The sequence below is a fragment of the Stenotrophomonas sp. STK17_22 genome, assembly GCF_051983905.1.
Classification (GTDB): Bacteria; Pseudomonadota; Gammaproteobacteria; order Xanthomonadales; family Xanthomonadaceae; genus Stenotrophomonas; species Stenotrophomonas maltophilia_A.
In genome coordinates this window covers 1,672,697-1,696,520 of record NZ_CP197010.1, presented here as the reverse complement: position 1 = coordinate 1,696,520, position 23,824 = coordinate 1,672,697, and the positions used below count along the sequence as shown (strand labels likewise).

The following is a 23,824-nucleotide window of genomic DNA, read 5'->3' as shown; positions in this document are numbered from 1 at the left end:
GTGATCGTCGCGCTCGCTTGTGCCGCCTTGCTAGAGGGCGGGCGGCCTTTCCACTCCCCGTTGAGCCAGTAGCGGCGTTCCAAGCTGTGGTTGGCCGTCGGCGCATGGCTCGGCTTCTTGGTCGTGCATCTGGCCTTCCAGCACTCCAATCTGGGATACCGGGTCGGGCCGTTGGGATTGTTGATCGGGGTGGCTGAAGCCCATCGCTGGCATCACAAGCGTGAGCACGAAGACGCCCAAGTCAACTACGGCGATTTCTGGATGCCCGGGGGCCACTTGTTCAGCGCTTTCCGGTCGCAAAAGCACACGCTGGGCGCCAAAGAGTGACACTCAAGAAAGATGGACTTTCCAATGGACTACGGCCCGCAGCTTGTCTATCCCTTCCGGAGCCGGCCAGCAGCGGCAAACGCTTGCGCTGCTGGCTATACGATCTTGCCCACGTCGCATTCTTGCGCGAGTCGGGCCTTGCGGCTTCTTGCGAAGCGATCGCGAGTTGCGTGGCGTGCCCATGAGTCGGGCCGCGTCGTGGCGCACTGCTACCTTGGCCTGCACCTGCACCTGCGCAGCCACGCCGCGATGCTCGGTCTGGCCTGGAGAACCCGTAAGGTGGCGGAGATTGCGGCGCGCAGGTCGTCCGGCTCGCGCTGGCTCCTGTGGGCCACGCCCTCGGTCGCACGCCGTCTCAAAACGTCAGAACCGCGCGCTTTCGCATGATGGAGCGCGGCACGTGGCTCTCAGAACTGGACCCGATCACTTCCAGCACCGATGACACGCTCGAGCTTCAGGCGGGCTCGGCCAAGCTGTTGAGAATGCCGCACTCGCGCGAGGTTCGGGCGCTATCGCAGGAGCGTCGCAGATCCATTAACTCGCGCTCCAAGGCGCGCAATTCCTTCATCTTGGTCCGCACTTGCGCGATATGAGCGTCGACCAGCGCGTTCACCTCGCCGCAGCCCAACTCTGGCCGATCCCGTAAGTTCAGCAGTTGACGGATCTCATCCAGCGTCATGTCCTTCGCCCGGCAGCGGCGGATGAACAGCAAGCGCTGCAAATGGACTTCGTCATAGAGCCTGAAGTTGCCCTCGCTACGTGCAGGCTCGGGCAGCAAGCCTTCTGACTCGTAAAAGCGCACGGTCTGCACCAAGCAATCTGCCTTCTTGCCCAGTTCACCGATCCGCATCATGGTTGCTTCCTATAAAAAACTTGACTCTATATCTACTAGAGGTTTTCTAATGATGGCATCCGGGGAAAACCTTGTCAATGAAGAGCGATCTATGAACAAAGAACCTTCCAGCCCATGCGCCTGCTCCGGCGGCAATGGCCAACAGACGGCGTGCGCCAGTGAGCAGGCCAGCACTGAAACCACCGTTTTCCACGTGAGCAACATGGATTGCCGCAATGAGGAAGCACTGGTGCGGCGAACGCTGGAGGGCATGCCCGGTGTCGAGCGGCTCCTGTTCGATCTTCCGCAGCGTTTGTTGACCATTTCGCACCGCGAAGTCTCGGCCGATGCCTTGGAGCAAGCGCTGAATTCGGTGGGCATGAAGGCTCAGGCTGTCCGAGACGCCGCCGTGTCGACCACCTACCGCATCGAGAACATGGACTGCCCGAGCGAGGAGAAACTCATCCGCTCGCACCTCGGGGCAGTCGAGGGAATTCAGGACCTCGACTTCGACCTCGCTGAGCGCACCCTGTCGGTGAAACACCTCGCTCAGGCACGCGCGCAGATGGAGCAGGTCCTGGCCTCGATCGGCATGCGCGCCAAGGAGCAGACCTTCGGCCACACGGGGCCGATCGAAGCCGCGGCTGTGATCCCATCCTCGGCCCTGCAGCAGCAACCAACCGCTGCCGTTTCCGCGCCGCCGATCGGCGAGCGGGTGACGTACCGGATCGAGAACATGGATTGCCCGACGGAAGAAGCGCTGATCCGCGACCGGCTGGGCAAGCTGCCGGGTGTGACCGCGCTCGACTTCAATCTGATGCAGCGTGTGCTGGGAGTCCAGCACACGCTGGCGACCTCAGCGCCGATCGAGAAGGCGCTTGCTTCCATTGGAATGCAGGCTGCGCGGCAGGACATGCAGACAGCCACCACGGTACTTCGCATCGCGAAGATGGACTGTCCGACCGAGGAAAGTCTGATCCGCGGCAAGCTGCAAGGCATGCCGGGCGTGCAGGGAATGGATTTCAACCTGATGCAGCGCACGCTCACGGTTCGGCACACACCCGACGCGATCAAGCCGGCAGTCGAAGCCATCGAATCGCTGGGCATGGAAGCCGAGGTCCAGAGGACTGATGAGCCGCGCGATGCCCCGGTGGCCGCGCACAAGACCAATTGGTGGCCGATGGCGGTTTCGGGCGTTGCGGCGGTGGCCGCCGAAGGCGTGTACTGGGTCAACGACGGCAATCATTGGGCCGTGATCGTGCTGGCACTGGTTTCGATCTTCACCGGCGGCCTCAGCACCTACAAGAAGGGCTGGATCGCGCTGAAGAACCTCAACCTGAACATGAACGCCCTGATGGCCATCGCGGTCACCGGCGGCATGGCGATCGGCCACTGGCCGGAGGCCGCCATGGTCATGTTCCTGTTCGCGTTGGCGGAAGTGATCGAGGCGAAGTCGCTGGACCGCGCCCGCAACGCCATTCGGGGGCTGATGGACTTGGCGCCCGAGACCGCGACCGTGCGGCAGGCCGATGGCTCATGGACAGAGCTGCCGGCCAAGGAGGTCGCAAAGGGCGCGGTGGTCCGCGTGCGTCCTGGCGAGCGCATCGCACTGGACGGCCTGATCACCTCGGGTCGATCGGCCATCAACCAGGCGCCCATCACCGGCGAGAGCCTGCCCGTCGAGAAGGCCGAAGGTGACCAGGTCTTCGCCGGAACCATCAATGAGACCGGCTCTTTCGAATACAAGGTGACCGCAGGCGCCAGCGACTCGACGCTCGCGCGCATCATCCATGCCGTGGAGTCCGCGCAGGGCAGCCGTGCGCCCACGCAGCGCTTCGTCGACCAGTTCGCCCGCGTCTACACGCCGGCGGTGTTCGCGGTGTCCGTGCTGGTTGCCGTCGTGCCGCCGCTCGCCTTCGGCGGCGCATGGTTTGACTGGGTCTACAAGGCCCTGGTACTGCTGGTGATCGCCTGCCCCTGCGCTCTGGTCATCTCCACGCCGGTCACCATCGTCAGCGGCTTGGCCGCTGCCGCCCGACGCGGCATCCTGATCAAGGGTGGCGTCTACCTGGAGGGCGGGCGCAAGCTCAAGGCGTTGGCCCTGGACAAGACCGGCACACTCACACATGGCAAGCCCGAGCAGACCGACTTCGTGCCGCTGATCGGCGAGGCGCAGGAAGTTGCCGCCTGGGCCGCAAGCCTCGCGGCACGCTCGGACCATCCTGTGTCTCAGGCCATCGCCCGCAAGGCGAACCGTGACGGCATCGCGCTGCACGAGGTCGACGACTTCGCGGCGCTGCCTGGCCGCGGCGTGCGCGGCCGCGTCGCCGGGCGCATGTTGCACATGGGCAACCACAGGCTCGCCCAGGAGCTGGGCCTGAGCGAAGCGACGCTCCAGGCTCGGCTGGAGACCCTGGAGCGCCAAGGCAAGACAGCGATCCTGCTGATGGACGATGCGACCGTGCTCGGCATTTTTGCAGTGGCCGACACCGTGAAGGAAACCAGCCGTGAGGCGGTGGCCGACCTGCAGGCGCTGGGTGTGCGCACGCTGATGCTGACGGGGGACAACCAGCACACGGCCGCGGCCATCGCTGCCCAGGTCGGAATCTCTGAAGCCCGTGGTGACCAACTGCCCGAAGACAAGCTCAAGACCATCGAAAGCCTGGTCGGCGGCGAGGGCCAGGTGGGCATGGTGGGCGACGGCATCAACGATTCGCCCGCGCTCGCCCGTGCCGACATCGGCTTCGCCATGGGCGCGGCCGGCACCGACACCGCGATCGAAACAGCCGACGTCGCCCTGATGGACGACGACCTGCGCAAGATCCCCGCCTTCATCCGGCTGTCGCGTAGCACTGCGGCGATCCTCACGCAGAACATCGTTCTGGCCCTTGGCATCAAGGCGGTGTTCCTTGCGTTGACGTTCACAGGGCATGCCACCATGTGGATGGCTGTGTTCGCTGACATGGGGGCAAGTCTTTTGGTTGTCGTCAATGGGCTGCGCCTCCTGAAGTTCAAGGCGGCATGAACAATGGATGAACCATCTCTTCGCAAGACGCAGTGGTACTCACTCGCGATCGTTATATTCGCCGGCGATCAGGCAGCTAAGAGCTACATTGACGCGACAACTCCCTTGGGTTGGTCGCACGAGGTGGCGTCATTCTTCAACCTAGTTCACGCTCTCAATCCCGGCGCGGCGTTCAGCTTCCTTGCTGGCGCGGGCGGCTGGCAGCGGTGGTTTTTTCTGGCGATCGCGTTCGCAATATCGGCATGGCTCGCATGGCTGCTCTCCCGGCCGCTGCGCAAAACGGAAGGCCTTTCGTACAGCCTCATTCTGGGCGGCGCATTGGGCAACGCGTTCGACCGCGCCACGCGCGGGCACGTTATCGACTACATCGACTTTCACCTGCACGGCTGGCACTGGCCCGCCTTCAACATCGCTGACATGACCATCGTGGGCGGGGCGATCGCGCTGGTGGCCCAGTCGTTCATGAGCGTGGAGAACCCGGCCGCCACAAAGGAGTCCCAGTGACATTGGGACGATCCGGAAATTCGCAATGCACACGGTGCAGGACACCAATCTGAAGAGAACGGCCCCCAGCATGAGCGGCCGCGGCTTGGCCCTCATGCTAGCGCCCACCGCCGCTTTTGCTGCAACGCCCTGTTGCGATGGCGGCGATTGCTGCAACGACGTCGCAATGCCTTGCTGTGAATAAACAGCACGCAAGCCAGTTGACCTGGCAATTATGAAAGTCCATCACGGCGATGCTGGCCTTTTTCGTTCCAATGAGCCGTCACGGAGAGGTGATGATGAAGCTATGCCGGGATCCTGCAAGCTTTAGGACGGTCTTCTTTACCGCATAGCGATATGCTGATGTCACCCGTTCGCCTCGCCTGGCAAGTACAAGTAGTTCGTCGCGGTTTTCTGGCCGTGTCCGCCCGCTTCGCTGGCCCTTTTGCCCCAAACAAGCGCAATCATGCCTGCGTTACCACCAAAGTTCGCCCCCGCCAGTTGCTGTTCCTAAAGGGCATCAAGCTCAACGCCATCGCCGACCGGCCAGCGTATTTCGCATCGCTGCGTGCCCGTCGGGGCCAGCCCATCGTCATCCTCGCAGAGCTGGGACCGGACGAGGCATTCGCCCTGTGGAAGCAGCATGTACTGGGCGACAGGCCTCGCTGACCCAGTTTCGCCTCATCCTCCTGACAGCCCCGCACTTATTGCGGGGCTTTCTTTTTTCCGCGTTCGCCAATCGGGGCTGTTGCAAATGCCGATTTCCGGCTGACGCGGCTCGCCTCGCGCATGAAGCTGCCCGCATGTGTCGCTGATTCGTCAGCACCATGCCAGCAGCCAGAGTTTCCAGGCTGCCGCGGATTCTTTCCGCGCTACCCGCCAGTCCGCCATCGCATCGAGTCTGCGGACGCGCGTCACCCGTGACGCCGATGCTTTTTTCTCAACCGCGTGCGGGAGCTGCCATCCCGTGAGGGACGAGGCCCCGCTTTTTCCAAGGAGCCCGTCCATGTCCCAGCAAGCCTCTTTCGGCCAGTTGGCCTTGATCCATTGCGGCAAGTTCCTGCCGCTCGAAATCCTGCATAGCGCCGCCGGCCACTACATCGGCACGCGCGATACAGAAGGTCCCGTTTCGCGGGAATCCTGCCAGTACTTCCGCAGCTATGCCGCGGCTCAACGTGCCCTCGAAAGAGGCGGCTGGTCCCAGCTCGCCACACCCTGATCCAACTGGAGGAACCACGTCATGAACCAGCTTTTGCCCCAGGAAGTCGTCGATCAGATCATGCGGGAAGAGCAGCATTTCGCCGCCGCGCCCCAAGCCTTCTTCGAGGTCTGGAAGCGCGGCGTCGAGATCGCAGGCCCGCAATGGTTTGGCGACGGCACGCGCGAAGGCCTGAACCAGGCAAAGAGCAAGTGGGATCTGCGTCCCGACATGCTGCGTGCCAACGACGCACTCGGCGTCCTGAGCAGCGGGGAACGCATGTTCCTGTCCGCCATGTTCAGCTTCTACAACGCGCGCGAGGGCGGTGCCATGCTCAAGCGCTGCCACTTCCAAGGACTGTCGGACTTCGATGGTCTCGATCTGCAACGTCGCCAGGTGATCGCCGACCTGCTGCTGAACTACAGCGGTTGGTGAGCCGGTCCCTGGCACACCTTCATCACTGCGTTCACGGGACCCCATGAGGGACATGCGCCTCGTTCGAGGCCATGTCCCTCGCGTTTTCTCCCCGCCCAGCGCCATCCGGCATCAGGCGGTTTCCCCTGCGGATGCCATCGTCCGCAAGGGCTGGCTCCGTTCATTCATCGAAAGGAGCCTTCATGGCCAACAACTACTACGAAGCCACCGGCGTTCTCGTGCTCGACCGTGTGACGCCCGTCATCCAGGCGCTGTTCGGCGCCTTCGCGCTGGACGAGAGCCACCCCGGCAACGGGCAGGCCTACATCGCCCAGATCGCCGAGACCACCAATCCGCAATGGCCGGACGTGCTCGATGGCCTGGAAGACCTGGCCACGCAACTCGGTATTCCGATGCCGGACGACGAAGGGCTGTCGATCCCGCCGCTGCTCGAACTGCTCGCCGTGCACTTCCGTGCCGATGAGGACGAAGAGCTGGGGAACTTGATCGACCGTCATTCGTTCGAGGACACCGCCGATCTCGACGCATTGTTTCTGATCGCCACCCGGTTCGATGACGGGCACCACCTGACCGCCATCCAGTTCGAGGGCTGCTGGTACTGCAGCAAGCCGCGGCTGTTCGAGTTCGGCGGCAACGGCTGCTACCTGAGCCGCGAGGTCCGCTTCATCAGCTCCTCCTCCCAGGCCCTCCAGCTCGGCGACCAATTGCGCAAGACCATTGTGGCCGCCGACATCGAAGAGGCTTCGGCCCTGATCGCGCTGGAGACCATCAATCTGCTGGCGGGCGTCAGCGACGAGCCATTCCGCATGAATTTGCGCCGGCGCGTCGCCGAGCGATTGGCCCAAACGCCAACGATCAGCGTCACCTGACGCTGTTTCCTTTCTTTCCACCCACCGGGGTCAATTCCCGGTGGCGGGGATTTGCTCCATCATTATTCTGTTGGAGAAATCCCATGTCCCAGAATCCCAATCCCTTTCTACGCGGCTACTGGAATCTGAAAATCGTCCGCACGCTGTCCATCAGCTACGAGGACGGAAGCCCGCATGTTTGGCGAAACATCCACCCGAGCCAGCAGCACCTCTGCGACGCGGCGCTGGTTTCTTCTCCTTGCATCATCACCAGCGACTTCGCGGTGGTCAGGACTGGCACCGAACCTGTCGGCGCCGCACTGATCGCCGAATGCGACGCGGCTGAAGGGGGCAGCGGCGAAGGCATGGTGGGTGCCGTGGTGTACGCGATCCACGGCGACGACTTCGACGGCCGCCCCGTCCACATTGGCGACACCTATTCGGCCGAGGCCGCACGGGAAGTCGTGCAGCGGTTGAGCTTCGAGACCGGCTACTACAGCCGGTGCTGGGAAATCAGCAGCGCGCACATCAGCCGCGAAACCGGCCAGTACCTGGCCAACCTGGCTGACCTCGCGACGCCGGAGGCCTTTTTGTTCATCGCGTTCCGGATTCCCTACAGCCCGGCGATCGGCGTCAAGCTGATCTCCACGCCCTGGACGGACCAGCACCTGCAGGACGTCGAGGGGATCGCCGCCGAGCAGCTTCGGCAGGAGCACCGCAGCAAGGGCATGCCGGACGAGCTGGCACAGATCCTTGAACTGGCCGGCCAGGCCGACGTGCGCATCCTCATCCTCGATGCCGACGCACCCGTGTTGCCGGGCCTATCGCTGGCCGGCGAATAGCTGCCACACACATCCCCGGCCTTCCTTGTCCTCACCGCATGCCGGCCCGGTCTCCCGCCAGAGAGCCGGGCCGGCGCACTTTCACAGGAGCGATCCCATGTTCCCCGACCTCATCACACCCGCATCCGACTTCGAGCACCAACTCGGAGCCTGCGTCAACGCCATGAGCCAGGAAGATGCCATCGGCCAGATCCTGGTATTCGAGCGCATGAGCGGCACGCTGCACATGCGCCATATCGCCAGCGCCGACCTGGTGGACACCGACGTGGACGACTACGAAATGGTCGTCTTCGACGGTGGCAACACAAGCGGCGACACGTGGAAACACGTGTTCTTTCCGCGTCAGCGCGAGCACTACTTCGTGTACCAAGCCTGATTCCTCCAGCCCCTTTCGAGGGGCTTTTTCTTGCCCGCAGCACAGGAAAACGGTTGTGGTGCGGTGCCGTTTCCTGCGGGCAGGCAGACCGCCCCAGGGCCATGCTTGCCCCATGTTCGTCGGCGTTGCCGGCACATGCCCAGGCAGTCGAGACCTTCGAGGCTGCAAGCGCGGGAAACCGTGCTGGTCGTTTCTTCCTACGGACCTACCGCGTCCATCCACGCCACCCACAAGGGACCTCTCCCTTGCGGGCGGGGAATCCCTTGTTTTTCCTCAAGGAGTTTCCCCATGGATCGTTCCCTCATCAAATCCATGATGCCTTCGCTGGTCGCAGGCCATGTGCCCCGCAACGTGCGGTCGTTCAAGTACCGCGTGTTCGATGATCAGCCGCTGTCCTCAACGCTGGGCTTCGCCATCGACCCCCAACCCTTCGACGGCAAGGTGGTCGCCGCGACCGACGATGCCATCGTCGTCAAGCTCAAGCCTTCCGAGTTCGCGGTGCTCGATCCCAGCCTGGTGACCACGGTTCCTGCCGAAGGCGCCAAGGTGCATGTCCAACCCTATGCCCGTCGTCGCTTCGACGGACTGCGCGCGGACACGCCGGAGGTCATCACCGAGGAGACTTCGGACGGCACGCCGTACACCATCACGAGGCACATCCTCGGCTCGGCGCCGGCCAAGCTGCCCATTCCCACGCCGCAGTGCATGGAGTTGGGCCAGCTCATCGAGCAGTTGGAGGAGATGCCGGCCCCCGATCGCTTCCGGCGCATCACCCACATGCTGGTGGATGCCGGTGCCCGCGACTTCACCTGGGTCGATCCCACGCCCTCCAAGATCATCGAGACCCCGCCGGCGATCAGCTTCACGGTCTCGACCGCGAAGTTCGAGGGCCGGGTGACGATCCTCTACGACCGCGGCGGAGACACCTACGTGGTGGAACTGCACCGTCAGAACGGTGAATCGGTCGAACTGGTCGATCGGCACGACGAGGTGTATTTCGACATGCTCGGCGAAGTGCTGGAGAGGCTCATCGACGACGGGCGCTGGCGCCAGATCGACGTGAGCATCCTCGACGCGAAAGCGGCCCGCAAGCGCCAGGCCGTCCCGGCATGACGCCCCGCAGCGAAACCGGGCGGTCCTGCGGCTGACCCGAGGCATCCGCCACGGCGTTCCAGCCGTTCCGGCCGCGTGCACTACAGGCCCTTCATCCCATCGGATGGAGGCCTTTCTCATTCTTCCACACAGGAGATTTCATCCATGTCACTGCGATTCAAAGGCGCTGACCTGCGCCCCGTGCTGACCGAAGCCATCGCCAATCAGGGGTCGTCTCAGAAAACGGAAAAAAATCGTACGCTAAGAGCCGAAGTGGGCCCTTTAGCAGCAATGCAAAGCTGCGATCAACGGGCAGGAAACATTGCCATGGTGCGCGTTGCACTCTCTCACTAGCGTCGACAGGGCCTCTTCCATCCGCGTGAGGTCCGCCATGCGTGCGCGCACATCGGCCAGCCGGTGAGCAGCCAGTTCGGCCGCCTCGCTGCAATGGGTGCCGTCCTCCAGTTTCAGGAGCTGGCCGACTTCATCCAGGCTGAATCCCAGGCGCTGGGCTGACTTCACGAACTTCACCCGCGCCACGTCCGCCTGCCCGTAGCGGCGGATGCGACCGTAGGGCCGCTCCGGCTGGGGTAGCAAGCCCTTGAGCTGATAGAAGCGGATCGTCTCCACGTTGACCCGGGCTGCCTTGGCGAAGGCCCCGATGGTCAGATTCTCTTGAGCGTTCTCCATGGCGCTTGACTCCGTAGTTGACTACGGAAGTAACGTTACAGCATCAAGCGAAGTCCCGGAAGGAGAACCTTATGTCGGAACCCAAGAACGGCTGCGGCGCACTGGCGACCGGCGGCGTCGCGGCCGTCCTCGCCTCGGCCTGCTGCCTCGGCCCCCTTGTCCTGGTCGCGCTCGGCTTCTCTGGCGCGTGGATCGGCAACCTGACCGTGCTGGAGCCGTATCGGCCGATCTTCATCGGCGCAGCGCTCATCGCGCTGTTCTTCGCCTGGCGCAGCATCTTCCGACCAGCCCATGCCTGCAAGCCCGGCGACGTTTGCGCCGTGCCCCAAGTGCGGACTGCCTACAAGGTGATCTTCTGGATCGTGGCCGCCCTGGTTCTGGTTGCCCTCGCGTTTCCCTACGTCCTGCCGCTGTTCTACTGAAAGGAGATCACCATGAAGAAACTCACCACCCTCACCACCCTCATCGCCCTGGCCGCCGCTCTAAGCGCGCCCGCCTGGGCTGCCACCAAGACCGTCACCCTGTCGGTGCCCGGCATGACCTGCGCCGCGTGCCCGATCACGGTCAAGACGGCTCTGTCCAAGGTCGCCGGCGTCGAGAAGGCCGAAGTCAGCTTCGAGAAGCGGGAGGCCGTCGTCACCTTCGACGAGGCCAAGACCAATGCCGACGCCTTGACCAAGGCCACCGCAAACGCGGGTTACCCGTCCAGCGTCAAGCAGTGAGGGCGTAATCATGGCCGAGGCGATCACCCTCCACATCGAAGGCATGACCTGCACGTCGTGCGCCGAGCACGTCCAGCAGGCTTTGACGAACGTGCCCGGCGTGCGCGCGGCCTCGGTGTCCTATCCGCAGCGGCAGGCCGAAATCGAGGCGGATGCAGGCGTGAGCGTGGCCCCGCTGGTTGCCGCAGTGGCCACGCTCGGCTATCGCGCACGGCTTACCGACACGCCGAACAAGCCTGCCGGCCTGCTAGACAAGGCGCTGGGCTGGCTCGGTGGCGAAACGAAGCATGTTGGCGGTGAACAAGCGCTGCACGTGGCTGTGATAGGCAGCGGCGGCGCGGCGATGGCGGCTGCCTTGAAGGCCGTGGAGCAAGGCGCCCGCGTCACGCTGATCGAGCGCGGCACCATCGGCGGCACCTGCGTCAATGTCGGCTGCGTGCCGTCCAAGATCATGATCCGCGCCGCGCACATCGTCCACCTGCGCCGCGAAAGCCCGTTCGATGCTGGCCTGCCGGCCGCAGCGCCCGCTGTACTGCGCGAGCGGCTGCTGGCCCAGCAACAAGGCCGCGTCGAGGAGCTGCGCCATGCCAAGTACGAAGGCATCCTGGCAAGCACTCCGGCCATCACCGTGCTGCGCGGCGAGGCCCGGTTCAGGGACACGCGCACGCTGACCGTGGCGACCGCTGACGGCGGCACGCACGAGGTGAACTTCGACCGCTGCCTGATTGCCACCGGCGCGAGCCCGGCGCTTCCGCCAATCCCGGGCCTTGCGGACACACCCCACTGGACCTCCACCGAGGCGCTGGAAAGCAGCTCGCTCCCCGAGCGGCTGGCCGTGATTGGTTCCTCCGTGGTGGCGGTCGAGTTGGCGCAAGCCTTCGCCCGGCTGGGCAGCCAGGTCACGATCCTGGCGCGCAGCACGCTGTTCTTCCGAGAAGACCCGGCCATCGGGGAAGCCGTAACAGACGCCTTCCGCGCCGAGGGCATCGAGGTGCTGGACCACACCCAGGCGAGCCACGTTGCCTATGCGGGCGGGGAATTCGTGCTCACCACCGGGCAGGGGGAAGTGCGCGCCGACAAGCTGCTGGTCGCCACCGGTCGCGCGCCGAACACGCGCAGCCTGAACCTTGAAGCGGCAGGCGTCGAAGTCAATGCGCAGGGAGCCATCGTCATCGACCGCGCCATGCGCACGAGCGCACCGCACATCTTTGCTGCCGGCGACTGCACCGACCAGCCGCAGTTCGTCTATGTGGCGGCGGCGGCCGGCACGCGCGCCGCGATCAACATGACCGGCGGCGACGCGGCGCTGGACCTGACGGCGATGCCGGCGGTGGTGTTCACCGATCCGCAGGTGGCGACCGTGGGCTACAGCGAGGCGGAAGCGCACCACGACGGCATCGAGACCGACAGCCGGCTGCTGACGCTCGACAACGTGCCGAGGGCGCTCGCCAACTTCGACACGCGCGGCTTCATCAAGCTGGTGGCGGAAGCTGGCTCAGGGCGGCTGATCGGCGTACAGGCGGTCGCGCCGGAAGCGGGCGAACTGATCCAGACGGCCGCGCTGGCGATCCGCCACCGGATGACCGTGCAGGAGCTGGCCGACCAGTTGTTCCCCTACCTGACCATGGTCGAGGGACTGAAGCTCGCGGCGCAGACCTTCAACAAGGACGTGAAGCAACTGTCCTGTTGCGCCGGATGAGGAAAAGGGAGGTGTTCGATGAACGCCTACAGCCGCGCCAACCGCCGCATCTACGCGGCCTTGTCCGATCCCCTGTCGGCCACCCACCGGCACCGCCTCGACGATCTGCTCAAGCGCCACGACAACGGCAAGACGACCTGGCTGGCCTGGCTGCGCCAGTCGCCCGTCAAGCCGAACTCGCGCCACATACTCGAACACATCGAGCGCCTCAAAGCCTGGCAGGCGCTCGACCTGCCTTCCGGCATCGAGCGGTCGGTGCACCAGAACCGCCTGCTCAAGATCGCCCGCGAAGGCGGCCAGATGACGCCCGCCGATCTGGCCAAGTTCGAGGCACAGCGCCGCTACGCGACCCTGGTGCGCTCGCCATCGAGGGCATGGCCACCGTCACCGACGAAATCATCGACCTGCACGACCGCATCCTGGGCAAGCTGTTCAACGCTGCCAAGCACAAGCATCAGCAGCAGTTCCAGGCGTCCGGCAAGGCGATCAACGCCAAGGTGCGGCTGGCCACCTCGATCAAGCAGGGCACGGTGACGGCCTCGCTGATGCTCAGGAAACTCGGCAGCTACCCGCGCCAGAACGGCCTGGCCGTGGCGCTGCGCGAGCTGGGCCGCATCGAGCGAACGCTGTTCATCCTGGACTGGCTGCAAAGCGTCGAGCTGCGCCGCCGCGTGCATGCCGGACTGAACAAGGGCGAAGCCCGCAACGCGCTAGCCCGCGCCGTGTTCTTCAACCGGCTGGGCGAAATCCGCGACCGCAGTTTCGAGCAGCAGCGCTACCGGGCCAGCGGCCTCAACCTGGTGACGGCGGCCATAGTGTTGTGGAACACGGTCTATCTGGAACGGGCCTCAAACGCCTTACGCGGTCACGGCCAGACTGTCGATGACGCCCTGTTGCAGTACCTGTCGCCGCTGGGCTGGGAGCACATCAACCTGACCGGCGATTACCTCTGGCGCAGCAGCGCCAAGATCGGCGCGGGCAAGTTCAGGCCGCTACGACCGCTGCAACCGGCTTAGCGTACGATTTTTTCCGTTTTCTGAGACGTCCCCAATCAGTGCCGCATTGTCCTGGTCAAGGATCAGGGCGTGTACTTCCTCGCCGAGCGTGGGGAGCGTCGCCCGGATGGGCGCCAGGCACTGCTCGCCTACGCCGTCGGATGCAACCCGGACACCGACCCGTTCGATGACTGGTGGCACCTCGCCGGCCGCGAGCTGGGCGGCGATGACTTCGCGGAGTATTTCGACCCGAAGGACGGCCTGTTCACGCGCCTCCAGCACTCGGCGGACGATCTCGTGCTTTCCGCCACCGCCACGCACCTGTCCTTAGCAGTGGTGCCTCCCGCCTGACGCGGCAACCGCCTCGCAGCCCCCGCATCGGGGGCCTTCTTTTGTTCGCACCGCCGCCATCGCCGCGCGTGCGCGTTTGTCTCCAGCCGCCGAGGCACGCCCCGCCGGCCACAACGCCGGCATGCCACCGGAGACAACCGCATGAACACGCCATCGACCTCGCCGAGGCTGCACCTCCTACCGGTGTCGCTGCGCACGGCCAATGCATTCGTTCTGTCGCACCATCGCCACCACCGCCCGGTCCAGGGCGCGAAGTTCGCCCTGGCCGTCACGCTGAGCGACAGCGACCTGATCCACGGCGTGGCCATTGTCGGCCGCCCGGTCGCGCGGCACCTGGACGCTGGAAGTCACGCGGCTGTGCACCGACGGCACACCCAGCGCCTGCAGCAAGCTCTACGGCGCGGCCTGGCAGGCGGCAAGGGCGCTGGGCTACATACGCCTGCTCACCTACACCATGCCCGACGAAGGTGGCGCCAGCCTGCGCGCCGCCGGCTGGCGGCTGATCGGCGCGCGCGGTGGCGGCGCCTGGAGCCGTCCCGGCCGTCCGCGCGCCGATACCCCCGAGCACCTGCGCGGCGCCAAGTGCCTGTGACAGGCGCCGGGTGGCGCGGACAAAGGGAAGCGCCCGGGTGCCGATTGATTGCTGCCGCGCGCGCGAGGCCCCGCCATGCTGGCCCCATGCCTGCTGACGTCGTCAGCGACATGCCAGGCAACCATCGGTCTTCGAGGTTGCGGCGCAGTTCCCACTGCGTGACCGAGCCAGCTCGCACCGCATCCTTCCGCGAGCGGCCACCAGCCTCTGGTGGCGGATGCTTTCGCCTTATCAACCCACCGCGGGGTCACGCACCTTCCCCGCATGCGTGGGCCGGTGTGTCTCCGCTTCATCCCAATGGAGATTCACCATGAACACCACGTCCAACGAGAAATCGTATTTCGACCTCCACACCTCGGGCATCGGCTACATCCAGCGTGTCCGTGAAGTGCCCGTCCGGGGCGGCCGCCGTGCGCAGCCTTTCCTGGCATGCACCATCGCCGCGCTGGTCGGCCCCGCCCGGGACCCCAGCTACCGCTACTTCGACGTCAAGGTCTCGGGTGCCGAGGCCAAGAAGCTCGTTCAGCGCTACATCGGCGTTGACGATCCCCAGCAGCGCCCGCTGGTGCGCTTTCGCCTCGGTGACCTGTGGGGCGATGTGTACATCCGCGACAAGGGTGAGCAGAAGGGTCAGGCCGCCGCGTCCCTCAAGGCGCGACTGCTCAAGGCCGAACTGATCGACCGGGCCGAACTGGCCTCGATCGAGCAGCACGAGTTGATCACCCGCGGCATCGGCTATCTCAATCGTGTGAAGGACGTCACCCCAAAAGCTGGCGACTCGTTCCTCTCTTGCACCGTCGCGGCACTGGCCGGGCCTGTCGATGAACCGGAGTATCGGTACTTCGACACCATCGTCGCCACCCCGGAAGCCGAGCACCTGGTTCGCCGGTGCGTTCAGGCCGTCGAGGGTGACCGCAAGGTGCTGATCGCCTTCCGTCTGAACGACATGAAGATCGATCCGTACATCCGCACCAAGGGTGAGCACGCCGGGGAACCGGCCGCCAGCCTGGAATCGACGCTGGTCCACATCGGTCTCATCAAGATCGACGGCACCCAGGTCTATCCGACGAGCCAGGCGCAAGCCGAGGCGCCGCCGGCCGAAGACGCATCCGCGTCCGAAGCCGACGATGCCATCGACACGGCCACCGAGCCCGCCGAGCGCGAGCCCGAGGCGCAAGTCCAGGAGCAGGAGCCGGCATTGGCTGCTTCGTTCTGATCCGGCACGGCCTCTCACGGGGCCTTGTCGCTTTTCCTCCCCACGTACGCCGCGTCCCCAGGACGCGTGCTTGCGCATTTCATCCCCCGAGTTCCGCGTGGTCTCACGGCCACGCGGTTGTCGAATTTCTCAAAGGAGATCAGCCATGTCTCTGGTATCCCGCTTTGCTCAGCAATCCCCGATCCTGCGCTCTGATCGCCCACTCTCGGACGACCGCATTCGTGCCGTCGTTCCGTCGATCTTCGCCGACGCTCCACATGGGAGCCGGTCCGATCGGTATGCCTACATACCGACCTCGACCGTGCTGACCAAGCTGCGCCAGGAGGGCTTCGAGCCCTTCATGGTGTGTCAGACGCGCGTGCGCAACGAAGACCGGCGCGAGTACACGAAGCACCTCATCCGACTTCGCCATGCAAGCCAGATCAACGGCGACGAGGCGAACGAGATCATCCTGCTCAACAGCCATGACGGCACGAGCAGCTATCAGATGCTCGCCGGCATGTTCCGGTTCGTCTGCCACAACGGCCTGGTTTGCGGTGACACCACCGCAGACATCCGCGTTCCCCACAAGGGCGACGTGGCCAGCCAGGTGATCGAAGGTGCCTACGGAGTCCTCGAAGGTTTCGAGCGCGTGCAGAACGCGCGCGATGCGATGCGCACCATCACCCTCGATGAGGGCGAAGCGGAGGTCTTTGCGAACTCTGCGCTCGCACTCAAGTACGACGATCCGGCCAAGTCCACGCCTGTCACCGAGAGCCAACTGCTGGCCCCTCGGCGATGGGACGACCGCAAGAACGACCTGTGGGCCGTCTTCAACCGCGTCCAGGAGAACCTAGTCAAAGGGGGCCTGAACGGACGCACGGCCAACGGCCGCAATCAGCGCACCCGTCCGGTGCAAGGCATCGACCAGAACCTGCGCCTGAACCGGGCGTTGTGGCTGCTGGCCGAAGGCATGCGCCAGCTCAAGGCGTGATGCCACGCGGACCTCGCCCACCTCGGGCGAGGCCATTTCCTCTCATCCACCGGGTGCCGTCGGCGGCCCGTCATTCATCATCAGGAGAACCATCATGGCAACCCCATCGGCTTCCGAGAAATCTGTTGCGCCCATCGTCGTCCCCGGCCAGCTCACGCTGCGTACCATCCGCGGCAAGAACGGCCCGTTCACGGTTGGCCGCCTCGCGACGCACCTCGGTACTTTCGAGGTCAAAGACCCGGAGCTGGAGCAGTACCCCGAAGGCAAGTACGACGGGGAATTCATCATCAGGTACATCTTCCCGAAGTCCTATCCGGTCGGCGGCGGCATGCGGTTCGAGATCCGTGCCAGCCTCGACGGCATGACGCTCAACGGCATCGACAAACTCAGCCGCGACGAAGCCCGCAGCTTCGCCACCCAGGACGTCGATCCGCTCGATGAAGAGCAAGGGGCGCAGCCTGCGGCAACGCCGGCCAAGCCCACCAAAGCGTCCAGGCCCGCCAAGCCCGCACCCGTGCAGGCGTCCGCGGACCCGCTGGTCGATACCACGCCCTTCGGCGTGGATGCGCCACCGCCTGCTACGGCCGCTGCCCCCGGCAGCACCGAAGACGGTGACGCCGCGCTCTTCGGCCTGCTGTGGCCGCTGGGCGAGTCCGTGAAACTGGATTCGACCATCGACCGCCGCACCCTGCGCGCGCAGATCGCCCGCCTGGGCGAGCTGGGCTACGCGCTGGACTTCAAGACGCAGGAGTGGAGCCGCCAGGCCGAACCAAAACCTGCGTGATCGCAGACGCCGCATGCGCGGTGTTCTTCATCCACCCGCCGGGGTTCCTTTCCCATGCGGGGGAGGCCCTGGCCATTTTCTGGAGGTCTCCATCATGTCCACCATCGCTTGCGATACCCCGCGTTCAACGCTGGATGAACCCGCGTGGCGGGACCTTTGCAAAGCGGCCGCCGCACACGCCCAGCGCGGTTGCGGCTTGTCCTACGACCACTACGTGACGCTCTTCAGTTCGGCGATCGACGCACAGGCCAATCGTTTGCCGGATGAGCAACGTGCTCAGGCTCTCGAAATCGCGGCCCAGGAATGGGACTACGCAACACCTGCCGAACGGCAGGAAACCCAGGACTGGAATGCGGAGCATGGCTATTGCTCGCACGGGATCGAGTTCGGCTACTGCCCGGCCGGTTGTGATCGAGACGATGACGACTGGGATTGAGGGCGACGCATAGGTTCCTTCGCCGCAGATGCGGCATTCCATCACCCGCTGGGGGTTCTTCCCCACGGGGAGGCCTTCAGCTCAACTTTTCGAGGAGGCCTCTCATGGGCTGGTATTTCTCAAACCAATCGCGGTCCGAACTGATCGCGGAACTGATCGCACCGCAAGAGACCGAGCGCGCCAGCGTCAAGGTCATCGCTCACACCCTGCGCGGCAACGTGCTGTGGTCCGTCGCCGAAGTGACCGCCAAGGTCGAAGGCGTGCATCGTGATCTCGCACCGGGCCAGTCCCTGCGCTACATCCGCTGCGATCTGCTTGAACGAAGCGGCGGCCAGTGGGGCTACAAGTCCTTGGACGAGTCCATGCACCCGTACTACTACACGTGCCCGCTGTCCTATCTGGACCTCGCACCGGAGCAGTCCGCCGACTGGCGTGCAGGCGTTCGCGCCTACCACGCCCGGCGGCGCACACCCACGGCATCCGCGGCATCCGCCGCGGCGTCGATGGCCTGAGCCAGGAGGAACCGACATGGACCCGATCCTGGCAACGCTTCCGCCCTCGTTGCTGGCACTCGTTGAAGGGAGTTTGTCCAACGACGAAGTGTCCTCCGACGAGGAAATGCTGGCGTACTTCATCGACAACGGCCTCACCGAGGACCAGGCACGGCAGGCACTGACCTACCGCGACCAGTACCTCAACAACATCTACCTGGAAGGCTTCACGCCGATCACTTCGGCGGACGAGCCGCTTCACTTCAACCCGCACACCCGGCAGTTCGAGCCGGACTGAGCGGTTTTCTTCCACCCCCTGGGGCAGTACTTGCCCCAGCGGGCGGTGCTGTTCCCGTTCATCCGAGGACACCACCATGCCCGCAAACACTTCTTCCACGCTGTACCGCATCGACGAATGCCCGGACGTGATGGCCGACGCCTGCGTCGGCGATGACCAGGGCAACCTGATCTTCCTGTCCATCTGGGCGCGGGACACCGCCGTCCAGCAGTTCCTCGCTCGCCTGACCCTCGGGCGCGACGAGCAGGGACTGGACCAGTTCCACGTCATCACCGACCAGGGCGGCAGCGTCCCGGTATTCATCGGCAACGTCGATCGCCTGGAAAAGCGCATCACGCGCGCGTACCGGCGGACGCTGTTCGGCTCGCTGTCCAACGTGTGGCTGTTCGACCGGCGCTGCGTCAAGCCCGACAAGGCCAACGCCAGCGCATTGGCACTGCTGCCACGCGACAGCGCCCACAGGCTTGACCGCCTGTGGATGCTGGTGCGGGACACCTGCCCGTTGCCGCTGCTCGATCACTGGCGCGAGACCGTGCTGGAACTGCTGCAAACCCGCGAGATGCTGGCCCGCCTTCCGTTCGCCCTCGGGCCGCTGGAAGGCCATCGGCTCGCCATCGACGTGCCGGCGCTGACCCTGGCGCTCGGCTCCCTGATCCGCAGCGACGCGCTCACCGCCTATCCGTATCCGGCCAAGATTTGGACGCCGGAAGCGGTAGCGGCTTGACCCACCCTCGGAGGCACGCCTTGGCGTACTTCCGTGTTTCATCCCCGCCAACCAGGAGACTTCCATGGCCCTCATGTTCCCGCGGCTCGCCCGCAATTTCGTCAAGAACGGATATTTCCCGACCGACGAACCCACGCTCGAAAGAGCGCTCAACGCACTGATGCCCAGCGACGGGCCGATGTGCATCCTCGATCCCTGCGCCGGCGAAGGCGTGGCGATCGCCGAAGCCGCCCATGCCCTCGGGCGCGAGCAGGCAAAGGCGTTCGCCGTCGAGTTCGACGCGGAGCGGGCGCGCCATGCCCGCGGCCTGGTCGATCACTGCCTGCACGCGGACCTGATGGACACGATGGTCTCCAAGCAGTCCTTCGGGCTGCTCTGGCTCAACCCGCCGTATGGGGACCTGTCCAAGGACGTCAACGGCAACATCGGCTATCAGGGCCAGGGCCGTGCCCGCCTTGAAAAGCTGTTCTACCAGCGCACGCTCTCGCTGCTGCAATACGGCGGCGTGCTGGTTTTCATCGTCCCCGGCTACGTGCTCGACGCGGAGTTGGTCGGCTGGCTGACGCGCCACTACACGGACCTGCGCATCTACCGAGCGGTGGAGACGCAGTTCAAGCAGGTGGTGATCTTCGGACGCCGGGTGCGCCAGCGCGAGCAGGTGCCCGATGGCGTCAAGGCCGTGCGCAATCTGCTGTTGCAGGTAGGGCAAGGCGAAGTCGAAGCCGAGGAACTGCCGAGCGAGTGGCCGTTCCTGCCGTACATCGTCCCCGCCAGCCCGGCCGAGCCAGAGCATTTCTTCCGCGTGACGATGGAGCCCGAGCAGTTCGCCGATGAGGTTGGCAGGCTGCAAGGCTTGTGGCCATCGCAGGACACGCACCTGGGGGCTGCGCAGCAATCGCTGCGTCCACCGGCGCGGGCCTTGTCCCGCTGGCATCTCGCCCTGGCTCTGGCCGCGGGTGCGATCTCGGGGGTTGTGCGCTCCAAGACCGGGCGCGTGCTCGTCGTCAAAGGTGACACCCACAAGGACAAGACGCTCCAGCGGGAGTTCACCGAACGCGAAGACGGCTCCATCGCCGAGACCCGCATCCTCACCGACAAGTTCGTTCCCGTCATCCGCGCGTGGGACATGACACCTGGCTCCGCGACACGGGGCGAGGTGTTGACCATTCGCTGATCCACCGGACGCGCTGCCGTCCTGCTGTACCAACTCGAAGGAGAAACACCATGATCCCCAATCCGTTCAAGCGGCCTGCGCCGCACAAGCAACCGTTGTTCGCACCGAGTACGTTGAAGTTGAGCGAGAAGGTGCATTGGCTGGCCCGGCGAGGCCTGATCGACCCCTTGGCCTATGTCCAGCGCCATGTGCGCGGGGACTGGGGCGAGATCGATGAGGCCACACGCCAAGCCAACGACGTGGCGATCCAACAGGACAACCTAATGATCTCGCAGTTCAGGATCACGCCGGACCTGGCGCTGATCGTCAAGACCAGCGAGGACCACCAGACCACGGTGGTCCAGCTTCCCGAAGAGCGGGACCTGATCTGAGGCCCCACATCGTCATCCTCATCCACCTGACGGAGCCACTTCACTCCGGCAGGGGTGTCGTGGCTCAATGACTCATCAAGGAGGAGCCCATGGCATCGCATCGCATCGAAACCTACTGCCAGCGGCTGGCGTTCCCCATCGGGGCGCTCATCTTCAGCAGAGGTGTAGACCGCCTGGTCCGCGCGGGTCGCCTGGACCCGATCCCGTACTTCAGGCGCCACACCCGTGGCGACTGGGGCGACGTCAACATCCAGCAATGGCAGACGAACAGCAGCGCGCTTCAATCGGGCGCGTCGCTGGAATCGCACTACGTGATCCATCCGGGGCTCGCCATTCGCATCGTCACCGATTCGCAGCGCTGCGCAACCGTCATCGTGCTTCCGTCCGAAGACTGAGCACGGTTCACCTGCGGGCCGCCCAGGCCAGCACCTTCAACCACCCTCAGCCACGCGTCGATTCTCTTCCCACCACGGGGCATGCCATTGCCCCGCTGGGGGTGGTGCATGCCCCATTTTTCTTTGGAGCATCACCATGTCCCTCGATCTCGAAACCACTGCCGCTGAATCCGCGCCCGTACAGGGCGAACTGCTCGACGCGGAATCTTCCCCTCTGACCCTGAGCCTTCAGGATTTTGTCGGCGAGTTCGGCGACGAACTACTCGACGCCCTCAACAGCGCTAATCCGCCGGTCTATACCGGCCAACCGCAGGCGCACCGGCAACTGGTGGTCGCCAGCCTCAAGCGCAAGCTGTTCCCAGCCCAGGCCGAAGTCGTCCACGCCGCCGCCGAGCTGCTGATCGACCGTGGCGAACGTGCTGCGATCGTCAATGGCGAGATGGGCTGCGGCAAGACGACCGTCGGCATTGCCACGGCCGCCGTGCTCAACGCCGAAGGCTATCGCCGCACTCTGGTGCTGTCGCCGCCCCACCTGGTTTACAAGTGGCGGCGCGAGATCCAGGAGACGGTGGCCGGTGCCAAGGTGTGGGTACTCAACGGGCCGGATACGCTCGTCAAGCTCATCAAGCTGCGCGAGCAGTTGGGCGTGCAGCCCACGGGCCAGGAGTTCTTCGTCCTGGGGCGCGTCAGGATGCGGATGGGCTTTCACTGGAAGCCTGTCTTCACCACGCGGCGCACCCGCCACGGCGACGTGGCGGCCTGCCCGGACTGCGGCACGGTCATCACCGACCTCGACGGCGAGCCGGTCAACCCGATCGCGCTCCAAGCCGAGGAGTGCCGCAGGAAGTGCGGCCACTGCGCCGCGCCCCTGTGGACACTGATCCGCCCGCGCAGTCTGTCCGGCAGCGACCAGTCCTCGGCCGTGCTCAAAGCCTTAAAGCGCATACCGACCATCGGAGAGGTCACCGCGCAGAAGCTGATGCAAAAGTTCGGTGACGGGTTCCTGGCGTCGATGCTCGGCGACAACATCCATGAGTTCATCAACCTCATGGATGGCAACGGCGAGCTGGTGTTTTCCGACCGTCAGGCCACGCGCATGGAACGTGCGATGGCCAACATGGAGTTCGGCTTTGGCGAGGGCGGCTATCAGCCGTCCGAGTTCATCAAACGCTACCTGCCGCAAGGCACGTTCGACCTGCTCATCGCCGATGAGGCACATGAGTACAAGAACGGGGGCAGTGCCCAGGGCCAGGCCATGGGCGTGCTGGCGGCGAAGGCTCGCAAGACCTTGCTGCTGACCGGCACGTTGATGGGCGGCTACGGGGACGACCTGTTCCACCTGCTGTTCCGAGCCCTTCCGGGGCGGATGATCGAAGACGGCTACCGCCCGACCACGAGCGGCAGCATGACCTCGGCTGCGATGGCGTTCATGCGCGATCACGGGGTGTTGAAGGACATCTACTCCGAGAGCACCGGCACGGCGCACAAGACGGCCAAGGGCACCAAGGTATCGGTGCGCACGGTCAAGGCCCCGGGGTTTGGCCCCAAGGGCGTGCTGCGCTGCATCCTGCCGTTCACGATCTTTCTCAAGCTCAAGGACATCGGTGGCAACGTCCTGCCGCCGTATGACGAGGAGTTCCGTGAAGTCGCGATGGACACGGCGCAAGCCGCGGCCTACCGCGATCTGGCGGGTCGGCTGACCGCGGAGCTGAAACAGGCTCTGGCGCGACGCGATACGACCTTGCTGGGTGTGGTCCTCAACGTGCTGCTGGCCTGGCCGGATTGCTGCTTCCGGTCGGAGACCGTGGTGCATCCGCGCACGCGCAACACCTTGGCGTTTGTCCCGGCTCAGTTCAACGAGTTCGAGATCAGCCCCAAGGAGCGTGAGCTGATCGACATCTGCAAAGCGGAGAAGGCGCAGGGCCGCAAGGTTCTGGCCTACACGGTCTATACCGGCACGCGGGACACCACGTCGCGCCTGAAGGTGCTGCTGGAGCAAGAAGGCTTCAAGGTGGCGGTGCTGCGCGCAAGCGTGGATGCCAGCCGCCGCGAAGACTGGATCGCTGAGCAACTGGATCGTGGCATCGACGTGCTCATCACCAATCCCGAGCTGGTCAAGACGGGATTGGACTTGCTGGAGTTTCCGACGATCGTGTTCATGCAGTCGGGCTACAACGTGTACTCGCTCCAGCAGGCGGCACGCCGCTCCTGGCGCATCGGGCAGAAGTTGCCGGTGCGCGTGATCTACCTCGGCTACGCCGGTTCTTCGCAGATGACCTGCCTGGAACTGATGGCCAAGAAGATCATGGTCTCGCAGTCCACCTCGGGCGACGTGCCCGAATCGGGGCTGGATGTCCTGAACCAGGATGGTGATTCCGTCGAGGTCGCACTGGCCCGGCAACTGGTCGCCGCCTGAACTTCACGCAATGCCGACGACCGAGAGGTCGTCGGCTCT

The 23,824-nt window shown here is 64.8% G+C and carries 29 protein-coding genes and 2 pseudogenes; 29 read left to right on the top strand and 2 right to left on the bottom strand.

Features of this window, described 5'->3' with window-relative positions; translation table 11 throughout:
- Positions 1-117: 117 nt before the first annotated feature.
- Together ACSYS9_RS07800 and ACSYS9_RS07795 are read left to right on the top strand one after the other, a co-directional pair.
- The gene (locus ACSYS9_RS07800; protein ID WP_014747696.1) at positions 118-327 is read left to right on the top strand and encodes a hypothetical protein; all 210 of its coding nucleotides are present in this window, start codon (positions 118-120) and stop codon (positions 325-327) included.
- A gap of 12 nt (positions 328-339) precedes the next feature.
- Entirely contained in the window at positions 340-714 is a 375-nt protein-coding gene (locus tag ACSYS9_RS07795) for a DUF3703 domain-containing protein (RefSeq protein ID WP_055312603.1), read from the top strand.
- Between the two features lie 67 nt (positions 715-781).
- Here ACSYS9_RS07795 and cadR read toward each other — a convergent pair whose 3' ends face one another.
- The gene (gene cadR / locus ACSYS9_RS07790) at positions 782-1,180 is read right to left on the bottom strand and encodes a Cd(II)/Pb(II)-responsive transcriptional regulator (protein WP_003098965.1); all 399 of its coding nucleotides are present in this window, start codon (positions 1,178-1,180) and stop codon (positions 782-784) included.
- A gap of 91 nt (positions 1,181-1,271) precedes the next feature.
- Here cadR and ACSYS9_RS07785 point away from each other — a divergent pair, with 91 nt between their 5' ends.
- From ACSYS9_RS07785 to ACSYS9_RS07745, 9 genes are all read left to right on the top strand, one after another.
- Entirely contained in the window at positions 1,272-4,184 is a 2,913-nt protein-coding gene (locus ACSYS9_RS07785) for a heavy metal translocating P-type ATPase (RefSeq protein WP_003098961.1), read from the top strand.
- Positions 4,185-4,187: 3 nt separating this feature from the next.
- Entirely contained in the window at positions 4,188-4,688 is a 501-nt protein-coding gene (gene lspA / locus ACSYS9_RS07780) for a signal peptidase II (RefSeq protein WP_034137618.1), read from the top strand.
- Positions 4,689-5,024: 336 nt separating this feature from the next.
- Complete coding sequence (locus ACSYS9_RS07775) at positions 5,025-5,336, top strand: hypothetical protein (RefSeq protein ID WP_003108988.1); 312 nt, start codon at positions 5,025-5,027, stop codon at positions 5,334-5,336.
- Positions 5,337-5,673: 337 nt separating this feature from the next.
- Entirely contained in the window at positions 5,674-5,886 is a 213-nt protein-coding gene (locus ACSYS9_RS07770) for a hypothetical protein (RefSeq protein WP_003116833.1), read from the top strand.
- A gap of 21 nt (positions 5,887-5,907) precedes the next feature.
- Complete coding sequence (locus tag ACSYS9_RS07765) at positions 5,908-6,300, top strand: hypothetical protein (RefSeq protein ID WP_003116832.1); 393 nt, start codon at positions 5,908-5,910, stop codon at positions 6,298-6,300.
- Between the two features lie 182 nt (positions 6,301-6,482).
- Positions 6,483-7,169, top strand: coding sequence for a hypothetical protein (locus ACSYS9_RS07760; RefSeq protein WP_003116830.1), 687 nt, complete (start codon positions 6,483-6,485; stop codon positions 7,167-7,169).
- Positions 7,170-7,252: 83 nt separating this feature from the next.
- Complete coding sequence (locus tag ACSYS9_RS07755; protein ID WP_003116829.1) at positions 7,253-7,990, top strand: hypothetical protein; 738 nt, start codon at positions 7,253-7,255, stop codon at positions 7,988-7,990.
- 97 nt (positions 7,991-8,087) lie between these two features.
- Positions 8,088-8,366 (top strand): hypothetical protein, encoded by a 279-nt coding sequence (locus ACSYS9_RS07750; protein ID WP_003116828.1) that lies wholly within the window; start codon positions 8,088-8,090, stop codon positions 8,364-8,366.
- A 288-nt stretch (positions 8,367-8,654) separates the two neighbouring features.
- On the top strand, positions 8,655-9,479 hold the full coding sequence (locus ACSYS9_RS07745) for a hypothetical protein (protein ID WP_003098941.1): 825 nt from the start codon (positions 8,655-8,657) through the stop codon (positions 9,477-9,479).
- Positions 9,480-9,740: 261 nt separating this feature from the next.
- Here the strand turns inward: ACSYS9_RS07745 and merR are convergent, their stop codons facing one another.
- Complete coding sequence (gene merR / locus ACSYS9_RS07740) at positions 9,741-10,148, bottom strand: Hg(II)-responsive transcriptional regulator (protein WP_003098939.1); 408 nt, start codon at positions 10,146-10,148, stop codon at positions 9,741-9,743.
- 71 nt (positions 10,149-10,219) lie between these two features.
- Between merR and merT the strand changes: the two genes are divergently transcribed.
- The 18 genes and pseudogenes from merT (at position 10,220) to ACSYS9_RS07650 (ending at position 23,785) form a co-directional block, all read left to right on the top strand.
- The gene (merT, locus tag ACSYS9_RS07735; protein WP_003116827.1) at positions 10,220-10,570 is read left to right on the top strand and encodes a mercuric ion transporter MerT; all 351 of its coding nucleotides are present in this window, start codon (positions 10,220-10,222) and stop codon (positions 10,568-10,570) included.
- A 12-nt stretch (positions 10,571-10,582) separates the two neighbouring features.
- The gene (gene merP, locus ACSYS9_RS07730) at positions 10,583-10,870 is read left to right on the top strand and encodes a mercury resistance system periplasmic binding protein MerP (RefSeq protein ID WP_003116826.1); all 288 of its coding nucleotides are present in this window, start codon (positions 10,583-10,585) and stop codon (positions 10,868-10,870) included.
- A gap of 10 nt (positions 10,871-10,880) precedes the next feature.
- Positions 10,881-12,569, top strand: coding sequence for a mercury(II) reductase (gene merA / locus ACSYS9_RS07725; RefSeq protein WP_003098932.1), 1,689 nt, complete (start codon positions 10,881-10,883; stop codon positions 12,567-12,569).
- Between the two features lie 18 nt (positions 12,570-12,587).
- Positions 12,588-13,103, top strand: a complete 516-nt coding sequence (locus ACSYS9_RS07720) for a Tn3 family transposase (RefSeq protein ID WP_003098931.1) — start codon at positions 12,588-12,590, stop codon at positions 13,101-13,103.
- Positions 13,067-13,585 (top strand): annotated as a pseudogene (locus ACSYS9_RS07715) (Tn3 family transposase); the annotation flags it as partial. The gene ACSYS9_RS07720 and the pseudogene ACSYS9_RS07715, both read left to right, overlap by 37 nt.
- Positions 13,586-13,630: 45 nt before the next feature.
- Complete coding sequence (locus ACSYS9_RS07710; protein WP_031629745.1) at positions 13,631-13,915, top strand: DUF3085 domain-containing protein; 285 nt, start codon at positions 13,631-13,633, stop codon at positions 13,913-13,915.
- Between the two features lie 141 nt (positions 13,916-14,056).
- Positions 14,057-14,507: pseudogene (locus ACSYS9_RS07705) on the top strand (XF1762 family protein).
- A gap of 310 nt (positions 14,508-14,817) precedes the next feature.
- A complete protein-coding gene (locus tag ACSYS9_RS07700; RefSeq protein WP_440569010.1) occupies positions 14,818-15,723 on the top strand; it encodes a DUF3577 domain-containing protein in 906 nt (301 codons plus the stop codon).
- 145 nt (positions 15,724-15,868) lie between these two features.
- On the top strand, positions 15,869-16,696 hold the full coding sequence (locus ACSYS9_RS07695; protein ID WP_440569008.1) for a DUF932 domain-containing protein: 828 nt from the start codon (positions 15,869-15,871) through the stop codon (positions 16,694-16,696).
- 94 nt (positions 16,697-16,790) lie between these two features.
- Entirely contained in the window at positions 16,791-17,480 is a 690-nt protein-coding gene (locus ACSYS9_RS07690; RefSeq protein WP_003116823.1) for a DUF3275 family protein, read from the top strand.
- A gap of 94 nt (positions 17,481-17,574) precedes the next feature.
- The gene (locus tag ACSYS9_RS07685; protein WP_003116822.1) at positions 17,575-17,916 is read left to right on the top strand and encodes a hypothetical protein; all 342 of its coding nucleotides are present in this window, start codon (positions 17,575-17,577) and stop codon (positions 17,914-17,916) included.
- 104 nt (positions 17,917-18,020) lie between these two features.
- Positions 18,021-18,428 carry a hypothetical protein gene (locus ACSYS9_RS07680; RefSeq protein WP_003116821.1) on the top strand — a complete coding sequence of 136 codons (408 nt, stop codon included), beginning with the start codon at positions 18,021-18,023 and terminating at the stop codon, positions 18,426-18,428.
- A gap of 16 nt (positions 18,429-18,444) precedes the next feature.
- Entirely contained in the window at positions 18,445-18,705 is a 261-nt protein-coding gene (locus ACSYS9_RS07675) for a hypothetical protein (RefSeq protein WP_003090124.1), read from the top strand.
- Positions 18,706-18,781: 76 nt separating this feature from the next.
- A complete protein-coding gene (locus ACSYS9_RS07670) occupies positions 18,782-19,429 on the top strand; it encodes a hypothetical protein (protein WP_003116820.1) in 648 nt (215 codons plus the stop codon).
- A 64-nt stretch (positions 19,430-19,493) separates the two neighbouring features.
- Positions 19,494-20,603: a DUF6094 domain-containing protein gene (locus ACSYS9_RS07665; protein ID WP_003116819.1), complete on the top strand. Its 1,110-nt coding sequence runs from the start codon at positions 19,494-19,496 to the stop codon at positions 20,601-20,603.
- 50 nt (positions 20,604-20,653) lie between these two features.
- The gene (locus ACSYS9_RS07660) at positions 20,654-20,974 is read left to right on the top strand and encodes a hypothetical protein (protein ID WP_003116818.1); all 321 of its coding nucleotides are present in this window, start codon (positions 20,654-20,656) and stop codon (positions 20,972-20,974) included.
- 89 nt (positions 20,975-21,063) lie between these two features.
- Entirely contained in the window at positions 21,064-21,369 is a 306-nt protein-coding gene (locus tag ACSYS9_RS07655) for a hypothetical protein (RefSeq protein WP_003116817.1), read from the top strand.
- Between the two features lie 136 nt (positions 21,370-21,505).
- Entirely contained in the window at positions 21,506-23,785 is a 2,280-nt protein-coding gene (locus ACSYS9_RS07650; protein ID WP_013391793.1) for a helicase-related protein, read from the top strand.
- Positions 23,786-23,824: the final 39 nt, after the last annotated feature.